This window comes from Faecalimonas canis (assembly GCF_054601575.1).
In genome coordinates, this window is the sequence record NZ_BAAHSI010000029.1 from 20,925 (window position 1) to 37,695 (window position 16,771).

At 36.3% G+C, this 16,771-nt stretch carries 22 protein-coding genes; 5 read left to right on the forward strand and 17 right to left on the reverse strand.

All coding sequences use genetic code 11. The features are described 5' to 3' along the window. Positions 1–14: 14 nt before the first annotated feature. The 9 genes from ylqF to ACYPXO_RS08605 form a co-directional block, all read right to left on the reverse strand. On the reverse strand, positions 15–866 hold the full coding sequence (ylqF, locus tag ACYPXO_RS08565) for a ribosome biogenesis GTPase YlqF (RefSeq protein ID WP_459640169.1): 852 nt from the start codon (positions 864–866) through the stop codon (positions 15–17). 67 nt (positions 867–933) lie between these two features. Next, positions 934–1,281 carry a 50S ribosomal protein L19 gene (rplS, locus tag ACYPXO_RS08570; RefSeq protein WP_459640170.1) on the reverse strand — a complete coding sequence of 116 codons (348 nt, stop codon included), beginning with the start codon at positions 1,279–1,281 and terminating at the stop codon, positions 934–936. Positions 1,282–1,378: 97 nt separating this feature from the next. Next, positions 1,379–2,110 carry a tRNA (guanosine(37)-N1)-methyltransferase TrmD gene (gene trmD, locus ACYPXO_RS08575; protein ID WP_459640171.1) on the reverse strand — a complete coding sequence of 244 codons (732 nt, stop codon included), beginning with the start codon at positions 2,108–2,110 and terminating at the stop codon, positions 1,379–1,381. Position 2,111: 1 nt separating this feature from the next. Continuing rightward, positions 2,112–2,618 (reverse strand): ribosome maturation factor RimM, encoded by a 507-nt coding sequence (gene rimM / locus ACYPXO_RS08580; RefSeq protein WP_459640172.1) that lies wholly within the window; start codon positions 2,616–2,618, stop codon positions 2,112–2,114. A gap of 42 nt (positions 2,619–2,660) precedes the next feature. Next, positions 2,661–2,888 carry a KH domain-containing protein gene (locus ACYPXO_RS08585; RefSeq protein WP_009756907.1) on the reverse strand — a complete coding sequence of 76 codons (228 nt, stop codon included), beginning with the start codon at positions 2,886–2,888 and terminating at the stop codon, positions 2,661–2,663. A gap of 23 nt (positions 2,889–2,911) precedes the next feature. Next, complete coding sequence (rpsP, locus tag ACYPXO_RS08590) at positions 2,912–3,157, reverse strand: 30S ribosomal protein S16 (RefSeq protein ID WP_009756906.1); 246 nt, start codon at positions 3,155–3,157, stop codon at positions 2,912–2,914. A 37-nt stretch (positions 3,158–3,194) separates the two neighbouring features. After that, complete coding sequence (ffh, locus tag ACYPXO_RS08595) at positions 3,195–4,544, reverse strand: signal recognition particle protein (RefSeq protein ID WP_459640173.1); 1,350 nt, start codon at positions 4,542–4,544, stop codon at positions 3,195–3,197. Position 4,545: 1 nt separating this feature from the next. Continuing rightward, positions 4,546–4,887 (reverse strand): YlxM family DNA-binding protein, encoded by a 342-nt coding sequence (ylxM, locus tag ACYPXO_RS08600; RefSeq protein ID WP_459640174.1) that lies wholly within the window; start codon positions 4,885–4,887, stop codon positions 4,546–4,548. A 67-nt stretch (positions 4,888–4,954) separates the two neighbouring features. Next, on the reverse strand, positions 4,955–5,866 hold the full coding sequence (locus tag ACYPXO_RS08605; protein WP_459640190.1) for a S8 family peptidase: 912 nt from the start codon (positions 5,864–5,866) through the stop codon (positions 4,955–4,957). Positions 5,867–6,005: 139 nt separating this feature from the next. Between ACYPXO_RS08605 and ACYPXO_RS08610 the strand changes: the two genes are divergently transcribed. Next, positions 6,006–6,239, forward strand: coding sequence for a chorion class high-cysteine HCB protein 13 (locus ACYPXO_RS08610; RefSeq protein WP_459640175.1), 234 nt, complete (start codon positions 6,006–6,008; stop codon positions 6,237–6,239). A gap of 49 nt (positions 6,240–6,288) precedes the next feature. Here the strand turns inward: ACYPXO_RS08610 and ACYPXO_RS08615 are convergent, their stop codons facing one another. The 7 genes from ACYPXO_RS08615 to ACYPXO_RS08645 all read right to left on the reverse strand — a co-directional run bounded on the left by ACYPXO_RS08615 (position 6,289) and on the right by ACYPXO_RS08645 (position 12,362). Beyond that, complete coding sequence (locus ACYPXO_RS08615) at positions 6,289–7,032, reverse strand: copper homeostasis protein CutC (RefSeq protein WP_459640176.1); 744 nt, start codon at positions 7,030–7,032, stop codon at positions 6,289–6,291. A 116-nt stretch (positions 7,033–7,148) separates the two neighbouring features. Further along, a complete protein-coding gene (gene nagE / locus ACYPXO_RS08620; RefSeq protein ID WP_459640177.1) occupies positions 7,149–8,624 on the reverse strand; it encodes an N-acetylglucosamine-specific PTS transporter subunit IIBC in 1,476 nt (491 codons plus the stop codon). Positions 8,625–8,705: 81 nt separating this feature from the next. Further along, complete coding sequence (locus ACYPXO_RS08625; protein WP_459640178.1) at positions 8,706–9,200, reverse strand: PTS sugar transporter subunit IIA; 495 nt, start codon at positions 9,198–9,200, stop codon at positions 8,706–8,708. Between the two features lie 17 nt (positions 9,201–9,217). Further along, positions 9,218–10,837 (reverse strand): phosphoenolpyruvate--protein phosphotransferase, encoded by a 1,620-nt coding sequence (ptsP, locus tag ACYPXO_RS08630; protein WP_459640179.1) that lies wholly within the window; start codon positions 10,835–10,837, stop codon positions 9,218–9,220. Positions 10,838–10,867: 30 nt separating this feature from the next. Further along, on the reverse strand, positions 10,868–11,125 hold the full coding sequence (locus ACYPXO_RS08635) for an HPr family phosphocarrier protein (protein WP_459640180.1): 258 nt from the start codon (positions 11,123–11,125) through the stop codon (positions 10,868–10,870). A 40-nt stretch (positions 11,126–11,165) separates the two neighbouring features. Then, positions 11,166–11,984 carry a PRD domain-containing protein gene (locus ACYPXO_RS08640; RefSeq protein ID WP_459640181.1) on the reverse strand — a complete coding sequence of 273 codons (819 nt, stop codon included), beginning with the start codon at positions 11,982–11,984 and terminating at the stop codon, positions 11,166–11,168. Between the two features lie 246 nt (positions 11,985–12,230). After that, entirely contained in the window at positions 12,231–12,362 is a 132-nt protein-coding gene (locus ACYPXO_RS08645) for a hypothetical protein (protein WP_459640182.1), read from the reverse strand. 103 nt (positions 12,363–12,465) lie between these two features. Here ACYPXO_RS08645 and ACYPXO_RS08650 point away from each other — a divergent pair, with 103 nt between their 5' ends. The 3 genes from ACYPXO_RS08650 (at position 12,466) to truA (ending at position 14,040) form a co-directional block, all read left to right on the forward strand. Continuing rightward, entirely contained in the window at positions 12,466–12,954 is a 489-nt protein-coding gene (locus tag ACYPXO_RS08650) for a hypothetical protein (protein ID WP_459640183.1), read from the forward strand. Position 12,955: 1 nt separating this feature from the next. Then, positions 12,956–13,234, forward strand: coding sequence for a hypothetical protein (locus tag ACYPXO_RS08655; protein WP_459640184.1), 279 nt, complete (start codon positions 12,956–12,958; stop codon positions 13,232–13,234). A 62-nt stretch (positions 13,235–13,296) separates the two neighbouring features. Beyond that, positions 13,297–14,040, forward strand: coding sequence for a tRNA pseudouridine(38-40) synthase TruA (gene truA, locus ACYPXO_RS08660; protein WP_459640185.1), 744 nt, complete (start codon positions 13,297–13,299; stop codon positions 14,038–14,040). Between the two features lie 39 nt (positions 14,041–14,079). Here the strand turns inward: truA and ACYPXO_RS08665 are convergent, their stop codons facing one another. Next, on the reverse strand, positions 14,080–14,934 hold the full coding sequence (locus tag ACYPXO_RS08665) for a patatin-like phospholipase family protein (protein ID WP_459640186.1): 855 nt from the start codon (positions 14,932–14,934) through the stop codon (positions 14,080–14,082). A gap of 183 nt (positions 14,935–15,117) precedes the next feature. Between ACYPXO_RS08665 and ACYPXO_RS08670 the strand changes: the two genes are divergently transcribed. Then, a complete protein-coding gene (locus tag ACYPXO_RS08670; protein WP_459640187.1) occupies positions 15,118–16,755 on the forward strand; it encodes an ABC-F family ATP-binding cassette domain-containing protein in 1,638 nt (545 codons plus the stop codon). The last annotated feature ends 16 nt before the right edge of the window (positions 16,756–16,771 follow it).

Consider the following 16,771-nt stretch of genomic DNA (forward strand, 5'->3'; position numbering starts at 1 on the left):
GTTTCTATTCCCCTTTATTCATAATCTTCCGGAAATTCAAGCGTAATCTTTCCTAATCTTCCATTTCTGAAATCATCAGTAATAATCATCGCCGCTTTTTCCGTATCCAACTCATTGCCTCTTAACAGACAATGTCTGTTTTTTGCAATTTCCATAAGACAGGCATATGAGTCTTCCTGTTCTTCTATTCCGTATTTTTCTGACAAAACACCCGAATAATATGTTGTTAAAAACTTTATCAATTCTCCCGCTAGTTCTTCGGTATTCAAAATTTCATCTTTAATTGAACCGATAAACGCCAATTTTAATCCAACCTGCTGGTCTTCAAATTTCGGCCACAAAATCCCCGGTGTATCAAGCAATTCTACATTTTTATTTAAACGAATCCATTGTTTCCCCTTTGTCACCCCCGGTTTATTTCCTGTTTTCGCACAGGCTTTTCCGGCTAAGGCATTGATAAATGTTGATTTCCCAACATTTGGAATACCTACAACCATCGCTCTTACCGGACGATTTAAAATTCCTCTTTTTCTGTCGCGTTCAATCTTTTCTTTACACGCTTCCTGAATAACACCTTGAATAGACTTAATTCCTCCGCCTCTTTTCGAGTTAACTTTCACAACAGAATAACCTTGCTCGCGAAAATATTCCGCCCACGCATCATTCTGTCTGTCTTCCGCCAAGTCAGATTTATTTAATAAGATAAGTCTTGCTTTATTTTTTCCCAGTTCATCTATGTCCGGATTTCTGCTACTCATCGGTATTCTCGCATCAACAAGTTCGATTACCAAATCAATCAGTTTAATATTTTCCTGCATCATGCGTTTTGCTTTCGTCATGTGCCCCGGATACCATTGAAAATGCATATTATTTCTCCTCTATATGTGGAAAAAGGGACAACATACAGTATTGTATTTGCCCCTCTCTCGTTTACTATTTTACTAATTCTTTTACTTTTGCTCTCTTACCAACGCGTCCTCTTAAGTAGTTCAATTTAGCTCTTCTTACTTTACCTCTTCTTACTACTTCTACTCTTTCTACGTTTGGTGAGTGTAATGGCCATGTTTTTTCAACGCCGATTCCGTTAGAATTTTTTCTTACTGTAAATGTTGCTCTAGTGCTTCCACCCTGTTTCTTTAATACAGTACCTTCAAAAACCTGAATTCTTTCACGGTTACCTTCTTTGATTTTACCGTAAACTTTTACAGTATCACCTACGTTAAATTCTGGCACTTCTGCTTTTAACTGTTCTGCTTCAATTTTTTTAATAATTTCGTTCATCTTGTGTGACCTCCTTATAATTTGGACGTTCTTAATACAACTAATATATAGTGTATCAGAGGACCATCTCTGTTCTTTTCACAACGTCAGTAGTTTATCATATTTCTTGATTATTTGCAAGTATTTTCTTTTCTTTTTCTGTCAACTCTGCCTTTTCTAATAAATCCGGTCTTGCTTTTGCAGTTCTGAGAATAGACTGTTCTCTTCTCCATTTCTCAATATTTGCATGATGTCCCGACAATAAAATCTCAGGTACTTTTTTACCTCGCCACTCTTCAGGACGGGTATATTGCGGATATTCCAATAAATTATCCTGAAATGTTTCAAATTCCGCTGATACGTCATTATGCAAAACCCCCGGAATTAATCGCGAAATAGCATCTATCATAACCATAGACGGAAGTTCTCCTCCCGTTAAGACATAATCACCTATTGAAACATAGTCCGTTACAATTTCTTCCAAAACTCTTTCATCAATTCCTTCATAATGTCCGCACAAAAATACCAGTTCTTCTTCTTTTGCAAACTCTTCCGCCATCTCTTGCGAAAATGTTTTCCCCTGTGGCGAAAGATAGATAACTCTTGGGGTTTTTTCACACTTTTCTTCAATAGATTTATAGGCGAGATAAACCGGTTCTGCCTGCATAAGCATACCTGCGCCTCCACCATAGGTGTAATCATCTACCCTATTATGCTTATTTACTGCAAAATCCCTTATATTTACTGCCTCGATCGTCAGTAAATTATTTGTGATCGCTCTTCCGATAATACTTGTGTTTAATCCGTCCATAACCATGTCCGGAAATAATGTTAATATATGAAAGTTCATTTTATATCAATCCTTCTAACAAATGAATTGTCATTTTCCCGTTTTCAATATCTACGTTTAAAATGCACTGTTTAATCGCAGGAACTAAAACTTCTCCATGTTCCTCGGAAGAAATAGTATATACATCATTTGCCCCTGTTTCAATTACATCTTTTAGCACACCGAAAAACTTATTATCTTCTGTATATACATTCATTCCTATCATATCCGCAATAAAATATTCATCCTTTTTTAATTTCACTGCGTGTTCTCTATCAACAAAAAGGCTCTTACCTTTATATTTTTCAATATCATTTATATTGTCTATTCCCTTAAATTTAAGAATTGCAAACTGCTTAAAAAATTTCACACCCTGCACTTCCAAAACCATCTTTTCTCTTCCTGTATCAAGGATAACCTGTTTTAATTTCTTGAAACGATTTATATTATCGGTTGTCGGGAAAACTTTTACCTCTCCCCTCACACCATGTGTTGAAGATATAACTCCCACCTGTAATAATTCTTCCATATGTTCTCCTTTTATCTACAATAAGTTGCAAATAGACATCGCTTATGCGATGTCTACTACTACTTTCTTGTCTTCTTTTGCAGCTGCTGCTTTTACAACAGAACGAATTGCTTTTGCAATACGACCTTGTTTACCAATCACTTTACCCATGTCAGCATCTGCCACGCGTACTTCGATTACAATTGTCTTTCCTTCTGTTTTTTCTGTAACAACAACACTGTCAGGGTCATCTACTAATGCCTTCGCAATTACTTCCACTAATTCTCTCATTACGCGTACCTCCGCGAGTCAGATTATTTTTCAATTCCTGCTGCTTTAAAGATTTTTCCAACTGTTTCTGTAGGCTGTGCACCGTTCTGTAACCATTTTTTAGCGGCTTCTTCGTCTACTTTGAATACACTTGGATTCTGGTTTGGATCATATGTTCCGATTTCATCGATAAATCTACCATCTCTTGGTGATCTAGCGTCTGCTACTACGATACGATAAAAAGGAGCTTTTTTCTGTCCCATTCTTTTTAATCTAATTTTTACTGCCATTTCATTCACCTCTTCTTAAAATTCTTTTATCTATGTGTTAAAAAGGAAATCTGAATTTACCTTTCTTACCACCTTTGCCACCCATCAGTCCCGGAATCTGTTTCATCATTTTCTTAGACTGTTCAAACTGTTTTACAAGTCTGTTTACCTCACTTATATCCACTCCTGCACCTTTTGCAATTCTGTGCTTTCTTGATGGATTTAAAATATCCGGATTTTGACGTTCTTTCACTGTCATTGAGTAAATAATCGCCTCAATTCTAGCCATTTTCTTTTCATTTTCTTCGGAATCCAAGTCTTTTAACTGATTTCCCTTTACCCCAGGCATCATACTTAGTATGCTTGAAAGTCCTCCCATATTTCTCATCTGCTTCATACTTTCCAAGTAATCTTCAAAATCAAATTGGGCTTTTTTCATTTTCTGAGCCATCTGTTTCGCTTTATCTTCATCAATCTCAGCGCTTGCTTTCTCGATAAGACTTAGCACATCACCCATTCCCAAAATACGTGACGCCATTCTGTCTGGATAAAACTGTTCTAAATCAGATAATTTTTCACCCATACCGACATAAAGAATCGGTTTACCTGTTACCGCTCTAATAGATAAAGCCGCACCGCCTCGTGTGTCACCATCCAATTTTGTAACGATTACACCGTCAATTCCAATTTTATCATTGAATGTTCCCGCTACATTTACGGCATCCTGTCCTGTCATCGCATCTACGACTAAAATCGTCTGATGAACTGTAACTGCTTCTTTAATTTCCTGCAATTCCTGCATCATCTCTTCATCAACATGAAGACGACCTGCTGTATCTAAAATCACAATATTATTGCCATTTTTTGCCGCGTGTTCCAACGCCGCTTTTGCAATATTTACAGGTTTGTGATTATCACCCATTGTAAAAACTTCAACACCCTGTTTTTCTCCGTTAACCTGTAATTGCTTAATTGCCGCCGGACGATATACGTCACAGGCAACTAATAACGGTTTCTTGCCCTTTAACTTAAACTTTCCGGCAAGTTTTGCTGTTGTTGTTGTTTTACCGGCACCTTGAAGACCTACCATCATAATGACTGTTGTAGCCTGACCCGGCTCTAATTTAATCTCTGTTGTTTCAGAACCCATAAGTTTTACAAGTTCCTCATTTACAATTTTGATTACCATCTGTCCCGGATTTAATCCGTTCATCACATCCTGTCCAACCGCACGCTCCTGAACGTCTTTTACAAATCCTTTAACTACTTTGAAGTTTACGTCCGCCTCTAAAAGAGCCATTTTAACCTCTCGCAATGCCGTCTTTACGTCATCTTCCGTCAGGCGTCCTTTACTTCTTAAGTTTTTAAATACATTCTGTAGTTTCTCTGTTAAACTATCAAACGCCATACTATAACTCCTCTAGTATTTCTGTTGATATTTTCTTAATATTATCTATCAACATTCCTGTTTCTGTCTGCTCTGCTTCCAAAACTTCATTAATTTGATGAACCTTTTCTTTGATCGCCAGAAACTTTTCTACTAAATGTAGTTTCGCTTCATAGCCCGATAACGTCTTATTACACCGCTTTATCAAATCGTGAACACCCTGTCTGCTGATTCCCTCGCTTGATGCGATTTCACTCAGAGATAAATCTTCCAATATAAACTGTTCATAAATATTCTTTTGGTGTTCATTTAACAATTCACCATAAAAGTCATATAATAAAGCCTGTTCTAAAATGTCATTCATTTTCATCACCTTTAGTATAATACATTATATCCCGATCAGTGTCAAGTATTTTTTCTTGACACTTTTTTTATATAATTAGTAACTCTTTTATGCAGAGTTCTCCCCAGCCCTGTTGATTTTTGCATTGTCCCAAATCCACACAAGTCTGTCGCAGTCTTAATTTCACTTCTATATTGCTCATTTCCGGATACTTCGATAAAAGGAGTGCGACAGCACCGGATACAACCGGAGTTGCCATAGATGTTCCGCTTTTATGGGTATACGCCCTTCCTTTTTTCCCATATCTGCTGTTGCAGGAATAAATTTTTGAACCGGGTGCTACCAAATCCGGTTTCATTACACATTCTTTTGTAGGTCCTCTTCCCGAATAATCTTTAAGCCTTCCCTCTATAGTAAAAAGTTCCATTCTATCATCCGATGCACCTACCGTGATCACTTTCTTACTTACTCCAGGAACGGTAATACTCTGTTTTTGCGGTCCGTAATTTCCAGCTGCTACTACTACAACAAGCCCTCTATCCCACATTTCTTCTACTGCAGTAAGTAGTTTTTCTTCTTCCTCTTTGTCCGTATTCGGAAGTGTGCCAACAGAAATATTCACAACTCTTATATGATACTTTTTGGCGTTCTTCAATATCCAGTCAATCCCTTCTATAACACGGATAATCTCTCCATTTCCCCTTTTATCCAGCACTTTTACCGGAAGCAAATTACATTTCGGTGCAATTCCACTATAAAGTCCCTCAGACAATTTCCCACTTCCACCTATAATCCCTGCTATATGTGTGCCATGTCCGTTATCATCATAAAGCATTTCCTGTCTATTCACAAAATCTTTAAAACAAATAATTCTACTGTCAAAATCAGGATGTACTGCTATCCCTGTATCCAATATAGCAACTCCTATTCCTCTTCCGCCTATTTTATGTTGTTTTGTATCCTCACACCAATAAGAAACCTTCTCTTTTACCTGTTCCATCTTATCACCCTTTTTGTTTAATTTATTCATGTACAGCCCTTTTTGCAATAGATGAAAAAAGTTTTTCATTTTTAGAAACATAAATAACCCCTCTTACATATCATAACATTGTAAATAAACAATTTATGGAGGCTTTAATATGAGCGATTTAAGTGCAACAAACTGTGGATGCGGATGTAACGAAGGAAGAGAATGCGGATTTAACAATTCTTGTTTATGGATTATTCTTCTTTTGTTCTGCTGTGGCGGCAATAACGGATGCGGCGGCATGAATAATGGTGGAAATGATTGCTGTCTTTTAATTTTATTACTGTTATTCTGCTGTGGCGGTAACGGAATTGGAAACAATAACGGCGGATGTGGATGCTGTTAAGTATAGGCAGACACAAAAATGAGGGGATTCTTTATGAATTCCCTCATTTTTATAAACGATTTAAAACATCTTTCGCTTCTCGGATACGCTCTTCGCTCGTTCTCCATATTTCATATTCACTCATGGCAGCCAATCCCATATTTACATTCGGATTTCTATATTGCATCTGACTTTCTAAAGAAATTTTACCTGACATATGATATGATGTGGCATTAGTTTTCTCATAAAGTGTTGGAATTACTTTACCATCAACACCGCCTCCGACAAGAATTTCAATTTTATTTTCACTTTTTTCTACTAATTCTTTTATAAGTTCTGCTCCATCTACAGCGCAGTTTTTCTGACCTGATGTTAATATTGTATTAACGCCAAGTTCTTTTGCCTGTTCTAATGTTTCTAAAGGATTTTTACACATATCAAAAGCTCTGTGCAGAGTCACCTTCATTTCACCTGCTTCCTCTACCAGTTCTTTCATTTGCTGCATATTCAACTTTCCTTCTGGCGTAAGACTTCCAATAACGACACCATCTGCACCTAACTGACGGAACATTTTCACTTCTTCTTTTAAGATTTCATGCTCATATGGTGTATAACAAAAATCACCAAACCTTGTTCTCAGCAATGTGCGAATAGGAATATCTACCGTTTCTCTTATTTTCTGAAATAACGCTTTAGACGGTGACAGACCTCCAATAACTAATCCGCTACATAATTCTATTCTGTCTGCTCCTCCCACTTTTGCGGCTATAGCCGATTCAACCGAATCAACACAACATTCTAATATGCTTTTCATACTGCTCTCCTTGTTTTTCAATTAAAATAAGAACTTTCTAATGATTAAAAATAAGAATAAGGAAATGCAATTTTGCATTTCCTTATTCTCTGGTTATGTATTCCTAATAATAGGAATTATTTACATAATAATTTGAATTCATCTGCTACGTGCTGTACCTGTGTTCCAATGATTACCTGTACACTTGTTTTTCCAGGACGGATTACACCTGCAACACCTGCTGATTTGATTTTCTTTTCGTTTACTAAAGTATTATCTTTAACTTCAAGACGAAGTCTTGTGATACAGTTGTCGATAGAAGTAACGTTATCTTTTCCACCTAAACCTTCTAAGATAATTTTAGCAACTTCTGTAAAGTCATTGTTTGCTAAAACTGCTTTTGTTTCTTCTGCTGCAGCTTCATCATCGTCTTCTCTACCTGGAGTTTTTAAATCAAACTTAACGATAGCGAAACGGAATACTACATAGAATACGATAAATGCAGCGATACCTAAAGGAATAATCATCCATGTTTTCTGAGCAGCTGGCAATGAAGATGAGAAGAATAAGTCAGTTGCACCTGCTGAGAATGAGAATCCTGCACGGAATCCTACTGCTGTAGTAACAGCTACAAAGATACCGTATAATAAAGCGTAAACTACATATAATGCTGGTGCTAAGAACATGAAACCAAATTCGAATGGTTCTGTAACACCACAAAGGAATGCACAGATAGCTGCTGAAGCAACTAAACCGATTGCAACTTTTTTCTTGTTAGATTTTGCTGTGTGAACCATAGCTAAAGCAGCACCAGGAACACCGAACATCATACATGGGAAGAATCCTGACATGTACATACCTAAACTCCAAGAAACATCTGCTGATGTTTTTCCTGCCCAGAAGTTACTTAAATCACCAAGTCCGATTGTATCGAACCAGAATACGTTGTTCAACGCGTGATGTAAACCTGTTGGGATTAACAAACGGTTTAAGAATGCGTAGATACCAGCACCTACTGCATCTAATTTTACAATTGACTGACCAATTGTAATAAGTCCACCAAATACTACTGGCCATACGAATAACAATACTGCTGATGTTAAGATAGAAACAACACCTGCAACGATTGCAACGCTACGTTTTCCACTGAAGAATGCAAGCCATGAAGGTAATTTTGTACCTTTGAACTTGTTGTAGCAACTAGAACCAATAATACCTGAAATAATACCGATGAATGGGTTAGCAATTTTCTGGAATGCAAGTAAAGAGTTTGCATTGTCAGCAACTGATGGTCTGATAACTGTTACTACACCTTCTGAAAGAAGAGTTGTAATCATTAACCAAGAAACCATAGCAGCAAGTCCGGCTGTACCGTCATTGTCATCTGCCATACCAACACCTACACCGATCGCAAACAGGATAGCCATGTTATCAATTAAAGCTCCTCCTGCTTTTACAAGAAACATACCAACGATTTCTTTAATACCATTGATATCACCACCCTGCATTGTTGCAGGACATAAAAAGTATCCGATACCCATAAGGATACCACAGATAGGTAAGCAAGCTACTGGAAGCATTAACGCTTTACCTAATTTTTGAAGATATTTCATAATTTTCTCCTCCTTTTCTCTCATTTTTCATGATATCTTCTCTTATATAAAACCCCGCAAAAGCGAAGTTCAATACCTGTACTATTTGATGATAGTCATCACTTCATCTTTTGTATTTACTGTTTTCCCTGTTGTAGTTTTAATTTCACTATAGTCCGCAGTATTGCAGATAATAACTGGAGAAACTACTTCTAAACCTGCATTTTTGATTGCATCAATGTCAAATTCTAATAATAAATCTCCTGCTTTTACTTTATCCCCTGCTGCTACGTGTTCTGTAAATGGTTCACCTTTCAATGTAACCGTATCTAATCCTACATGAACAAGAATTTCAATTCCGCTTTCAGATTTCATTGAAATCGCATGTTTTGTATCGAACACCATTTCTACTGTCGCATCAATTGGAGCATATACTTTCCCAACAGCCGGAACAATAGCAACACCTTTTCCTAAAATTTCTTCGCTAAAAGTCGGATCGCTCACTTTTGCAAGTTCGATTACTTCTCCCTCGATTGGAGCATATAAAACTTCTCCCTTTTTACCAAATCCTAATTTTTCTTTTAATGAACCAAGCATTTCCTTCTCCTCTTTCTTTACTTCATTTCCCGAATGATTTTTCTCAATTTTAAAATCATGGACGGAGCAACTGATAATTCATCTACTCCCATTCTTACAAATGTTTCTGTTAACTCTGTATCTGCACCAAGCTCACCACAGATTCCTGTCCATTTACCCGCTTTATGAGAATTATCTACAACCATCTGAATCATTTTCAAAACTGCTTTATGATGCGGATTGTAGAATGGGTCTAACTTTTCATTCTGACGGTCAATCGCAAGCGTGTACTGTGTCAAATCATTTGTACCTATACTAAAGAAATCTACCATTTCAGCCAATTCATCACTAATCATAACTGCTGCCGGAGTTTCTATCATTACACCTTCTTCTACATCTTTATATGGAATATCACATTCATAAAGTTCTTTTTTCACTTCCGCTACGATTTTCTGAATTTTCTTCACTTCTTCCACAGATGTAATCATCGGATACATAATAGAAATGTTTCCATATGTAGATGCTCTGAAAATGGCTCTCAACTGTGTTTTAAAGATTTCCGGTTGTGAAAGGCAGATACGAATCGCTCTGTATCCCAATGCCGGATTTTCTTCTTCACCTAAATTCAGGTAATCCGCCTGTTTATCAGCACCAATATCCAATGTTCTGATAATCACTTTTTTACCCGCCATATTCTGTGCAACCTGTTTATATGCCTGGAATTGTTCTTCCTCACTTGGAAGTTCATTACGTCCGATATAGAGGAATTCACTTCTAAACAAACCAATTCCTCCCGCATCATTTTCCAAAACATATCCCACATCAGAAGCACTTCCGATATTAGCGTAAAGTTCAATCTTCTTTCCGCCAAGTGTTACGTTTTCTTTTCCTTTTAACTCTAAAAGTAATTTTCTTTTTTCTTCTTCTTCTGTAATTCTTGTTAAAGTCGCATTTTTCACTTCTTCTGTCGGTTCTAAAATCATTTCCCCTTCAAAACCGTCTACAACCGCTTCCATACCCGTCTTTAACTCTTCCAAATTCATATCTACTCCGATTAATGCCGGAATATTCATCATACGTGCTAAAATTGCCGTATGAGAATTTGTAGAACCGTGTACCGTAACAAAAGCCAAAATTTTCTCTTTATCCATCTGTACAGTTTCACTCGGAGTCAAATCGTCCGCAACTACGATTACCGGTTCCTCGAAATTCATATCATTTCCTTCGCCACCGATAAGGTTTTGCACAAGTCTTTCTGAAATATCTTTAATATCCGCTGCTCTTGCACGCATATAATCATCATCCATGCTCGCAAACATTTCCGAAAAACTATCTCCCGCTGAAGCAACTGCATATTCTGCATTCACTTCCTGTGTGCGTATAATATTTTCAATCGCTTCATTAAAGTCAGCGTCATCCAACATCATCTGATGTACTTCAAAAATTGCTGCACTCGCTTCTCCCACTTCTTTCAAAGCTTTTTCATATAAATTCTGCAATTGACCGCAAGCAAGTTCTTTTGCCTGATTTACTCTCTCGATTTCTTCTTCTGCACTTTCTACCTTTGTTCGCTTAACAACATAGTCTGTTTTCTTCAACACAGAAATTTTACCAAGAGCAATCCCTTTATAAACTGATTTCCCTTTTAAACATTCCATATTTCCTGTTCCTATCGCCTTTTGTAAATCTTATAAATTTGTTTCAAAAAATGTTTTTACGCCTTCAAATGCTGTATCTTCATCTTCACCTTCTACAGAAACTTCTACAGTCTGTCCGCATTTTACTGCTAATGACATAACTGACATAAGTCTTGTTGCTTCTGCTGATTTACCTTCTTTTGTAATAGTAATTACGCTTTTATAGTTTTTCGCTTCTTTCGCAAGCATTCCTGCCGGTCTTGCATGAATTCCTAATTCATCTTTAATTGTGTACTCAAATTTTTTCATTGTCCTTAACTCCTTTTTCTTTACTCTTTTTGTTTATCATTTATGGAATAATGATTGTTTGAATATGTACCGCAAGAAAACCTTCTTCTTCTTTCCCTATCGGTATCCCCAATTTGCTTTCCACATACTTGCATATGTGACGTGCAACCATGCCTGCCTTCGCATAATTCTCTTCAACAAACTGATTTAAATCTATATTAATTTTCTCTTTTGCCTTTGCTCTTGCAATCATATAATAGAGTTGACTCATCAATCTGATACCACCCAGCGATTCACGATTGATGCTCTGGTCAAGCATCTTCTCTATATCCAACATACAGTCATCAATAATCTGTGTAATCTTAAGTGTTTCTGATACTTCTTCATCAGATAACCCCGAATGAACGTGTAATGCAATAAATCCAACTTCATCATCCGTAATTCTATAACCGGTCATTTCTTCAATAATCTCCCGACTCTTTACAACTACGGTATATTCCTTACCAAACAACGCTTTAATATCTGCGATAAACGGATTAGGAAGATAAATATTCTCTTCCGCTCTCTTCGCCGCAAAAGCAATATGATCCGCTAACGGAATCAATATATCCGGATTAATTGTTTTAAAAACAACCTGCGCTTCATCAATGATTCTTCCTGCTGCTTCTAAATATTTCGGTTCTATTCCTTTTACGGCATTAATCATTGAACGCTCATTTTCTTTGACTGCCAAAGTGTAGATTTTCGCATCTTTGATTGCAGTAAACTTATCGCCTGGTTTTTTCCCAAATCCAATACCTTTTCCCACTAAGATTCTTTCACCTTCATCATGTTTCGCAAGAAAAGCATTGTTATTTAAAACTTTTATAATTTGATACATGAACCAAACCCCTTCACTTCATCAATTAAAAAGACATAAACATATCCTGCCTATCCAATTTTATTAAGTATACATTGGACTGCGGAATAGTTTATGCCTGCTTACCAGTAACACACTATTATCTGCACTCTCGATTGTCTTTTTTTACTATACCATATTGAAACAATATAGGCAAGTTTTATTTTTTACGAAAGCAACATTAAATTTTTGTCGAGATTGCACAAATAATATCTCTTATTATAAGTCTTATTTTTTCACTTTTCCATTTTGCGTTTTCTTTTTTTCTTCTTCTTTCTGTTTTTCTGAAAGTTTTTTTGTTAACATACAATTTTCATCCAGTTCATATACCGCCGTTCCGTCAATAATCAGTTTTCTCATCTTCTCTTACTCCTTTCGCCTTTCTGCTATTACTATATGAGCATTTCATATTTTTGTTTTTTTATACATATATATCTACAACGCTATATTTTTAAGGAGTACCATGGAAAAAGAAACAACAGATAAAATGACCCCATTTGATAAACTTATTTCATCAAAAGATTTACAACTGATGAAACTAATCATTCCTTATACCCCTCCCGCCAATCAGCATATACTGGCAGTCTTTATAAAGTTTTTAGAATTAAACCGTACAATGAAAATTTTTCATCAGACCCGTCAAAGCATACATACACAGGCTTTTGAAAAATCAATTTCTTCGCCTTTGGATATTGTCGATGAAATTCGTCCCTATTTATCTGAAACAGAAAGAAATTCGATAGATTCAATTCTAAATGTATTTAATATGATGCAGATGCTGGAAGCAATGGAAAAAATGTCTTCTCAAAACAATCAATCCGAAACAGAAACATTTAATCCAATGGACATGGTAAAAGAGATGCTCACACCCGAACAACAGACTATGTTTGAAATGTACAACACGATGTTTCAAGAAAATGATGACAATGATAATAAGAAAGGAGATTTATAATATGGAAGATTGGCTTAACTGTCCGGAATTACAACAGATTGACCCAGTTAAACTTGAACTAATAAAAACGGTCATCACAAAAACAACAGGGAAAACAGGAAATGACTTAGCCCCTATTCTACTTTCACTGATTATGACGGCAAACAAAAAAGGGATTCGCTTTTCTACGGAAGAAATTACATTTATCATGGAGTTGATGAAAGAGGGAAAATCTTCCGATGAGCAGGCTCGAATTGATAAGACTGCTAAAATGATTCAGTCAGCACTAAAGAAAAAATAAAATCGACAGCAGTATACAAAATCTGTTATACTATAACAAATTTAATTTACAAAGGAGTACTTATGCGAAACATAAAATTAACACTTGAATATGACGGAAGCCGGTATCAAGGATGGCAGCGTTTAGGAAAAGGCGAATCCTCCAATACGATTTCCAATAAACTTATTGAAGTAATACACAAAATGACAAATGAAACTGTCGAACTTTTCTGCGGTGCAAGAACAGAGGTCGGTGTTCACGCATATGCACAAACCATAAACTTTAAGACAACTTCCGATATGAAACTTTTGGAAATTAAGCAATATTTGAACCGCTATCTTCCAATGGATATAGCCATTACAGATATTGAAGAAAAACCGGAACGCTTTCACTCTTCTTTAAACGCCACATCTAAAATTTATATGTACCGTATGGCGATCGGAGAAGTTCCTAGCGTTTTTGAACGCAAATACACCTATTATTCTTTTAAAAGACCAGACGTTGATGCAATGAAACAGGCTTCTCTTTTACTTGTAGGCAGACATGATTTCAAAAAATTCTCAACGGTAAAGAAAAACAAATCTACCGTAAAAGAAATATACGACATTGACATTTATTCAGACGACGAAGAAATCCAAATCACTATACACGCCAATGATTTCCTACACAACATGGCTCGTATTGTTATCGGTACATTAATTGACATTGGACTTGGCAACCGCAAAAAAGAAGAAATTGAAGATATTTTCAATTCATCTTCTCCTGTACAGGCAAGCGTCCCATGCGACCCAAAAGGATTATATCTGCAAGAAGTGTTATATGATTAAAACAAGAAGAGGGGAATGCACTTTCGCACTCCCCTTCTCCTATCCGAGATACCTCACTAATTCATCATATCTCTTTTCCATTTCTTCATAACCGTGTTTATAAAATTCTTCCTGCTTTTCTATATTTCTTTCCAATCTGGAAATCATCATTGTTTCTGGACGAATAACAAAAATTTTACCTTCTTCTTCTAATTTTTCAATTTTGTCCAATGTTCGATTGTACATCACCGGACGTTTAATTAATGTTTTTACCAGTTCCGGATATTTTTTGTAGGCAGACTCATATAATTTTCTTTTCGCCTTTGTCACAAATTTCTTTCTGTATCCTTTGTTTTTTGTCAGAACGATAACCATTTTTCTATTACCGTATTTCATTGCCCTTCTAATCGGAATGGAATCAGACAATCCTCCATCCAAATACGGAACTCCATCTATATTTACGATAGGGGAAATCAAAGTCATACTGCTGGAAGCACGACAAATCTTCATCAATCTCTCCTTATTCACCCTGTCATCCATATATTCTGCTTTTCCTGTGATACAATTAGTTGTCACCCACTCCGTAGAAATCTCCGAATTAAAATACGTATCATAATCAAATGGAAAAATTTCATTAGGAAATTTATCAAAAATCATATCCATGTTCAACAAACTCTTTTCTTTGATAAATCTTCGTATCCCCATATAATAATCATACTCATCTTCCTGATGTATCATACACTTTTTCGTTCTTTCTATCTGCTTAGAAACATAATTCACCCCATTACATGTACCCGCAGATACACCCACAACATGAGATAAATACATATCCTTCTCCATAAGATAATCTAATACTCCTGACGTAAACACCCCTCTTACTGCTCCGCCTTCCAAAATCAAAGTTCCTTTTTTCATCTATATCACTCCCCGATTTTTGTTTTTCTAAATTATATACCCATTTTTCTTCCGTGCAAACCTCTTCTCATTATTTTTTTCTAAACTTTTTGTAAACCTTGCCATTTTACAACTCTCATGCTAAGATAAGCGGTGGAATACTATTATTAGGAAACAATATTTTAAAATAAAGGAGAATCAATTATGATTAGTGCAAATAATGTCACATTACGTCTTGGCAAAAAAGCCTTATTTGAAGATGTAAACATTAAGTTTACTGCCGGCAACTGCTACGGAATGATTGGGGCTAACGGTGCAGGAAAATCTACTTTCTTAAAAATCCTTTCAGGACAGATTGAACCGACAAGCGGTGAAGTAGTTATTTCTCCGGGCGAACGTCTTTCTTTCTTACAGCAGGACCACTTTAAATACGACGATTATCTTGTTCTTGATACCGTCATTATGGGAAATGCAAGATTATATGAAATTATGAAAGAAAAAGAAGCAATTTATGCCAAAGAAGATTTCACTGACGAAGACGGTATGAAAGCAAGTGAACTTGAAGGTGAGTTTGCTTCCATGAACGGTTGGGAAGCAGAATCCGATGCTGCCACTTTATTGAACGGGCTCGGAATCGAAACAGATTTACATTACAAATACTTAAAAGATTTGACAGGTGCTGAAAAGGTCAAAGTACTTCTTGCTCAGGCTCTATTCGGAAACCCTGACATTCTTCTTCTTGATGAGCCTACAAACCATTTGGATTTAGATGCAATCGCATGGTTGGAAGAGTTTTTAATCAACTTCGACAACACGGTTATCGTTGTATCTCACGACAGATATTTTTTAAATAAAGTCTGTACACAGATTGCTGATATTGACTATGGCAAAATCCAGCTCTATGCAGGTAACTATGATTTCTGGTATGAATCAAGTCAGTTAATCATCCGCCAGATGAAAGAAGCAAACCGCAAGAAAGAAGAAAAAATCAAAGAATTGCAGGAATTTATTTCCCGTTTCAGCGCTAACGCTTCAAAATCCAAACAGGCTACATCTCGTAAAAAAGCTCTGGAAAAAATTCAACTTGACGATATTCGCCCGTCCAGCCGTAAATATCCTTATATCGACTTTAGACCAAACCGTGAAATCGGAAACGAAGTTCTTACAGTTGAAAACCTTTCCAAAACCATTGATGGCGTAAAAGTTTTAGACAATCTTTCATTTACGATTACACGAGAAGAAAAAGTTGCTTTTGTAGGTGGAAATGAGTTTGCTAAAACGGTATTGTTTAAAATTTTAGCAGGTGAAATGGAACCTGATGAAGGTACTTATAAATGGGGTGTTACAACTACACAGGCATACTTCCCAAAAGATAGTTCCAAAGAATTTGACAATGACTATACTATCGTTGACTGGCTTACTCAGTATTCAGAAAATAAAGATGCCACTTATGTACGCGGTTTCTTAGGAAGAATGCTCTTTGCCGGAGAAGATGGTGTAAAGAAAGTAAAAGTTCTTTCCGGTGGGGAAAAAGTAAGATGTCTTTTATCTAAAATGATGATTTCAGGAGCAAACATCCTAATTTTAGATGAGCCTACCGATCACTTAGATATGGAATCCATCACTGCCTTAAACAACGGCTTAATTAAATTCCCTGGAGTAATTTTATTTGCTTCCCGTGACCATCAGATTGTGCAGACAACTGCAAATCGTATTATGGAAATCGTTCCGGGTGGTAAATTAATCGACAAAATCACGACTTATGACGAATATCTCGCAAGTGATGAAATGGCAAGAAAACGTCAAACTTACTCTATGGATAATTCCGAAGAAGATAACTAAATCATAACCACCCGTC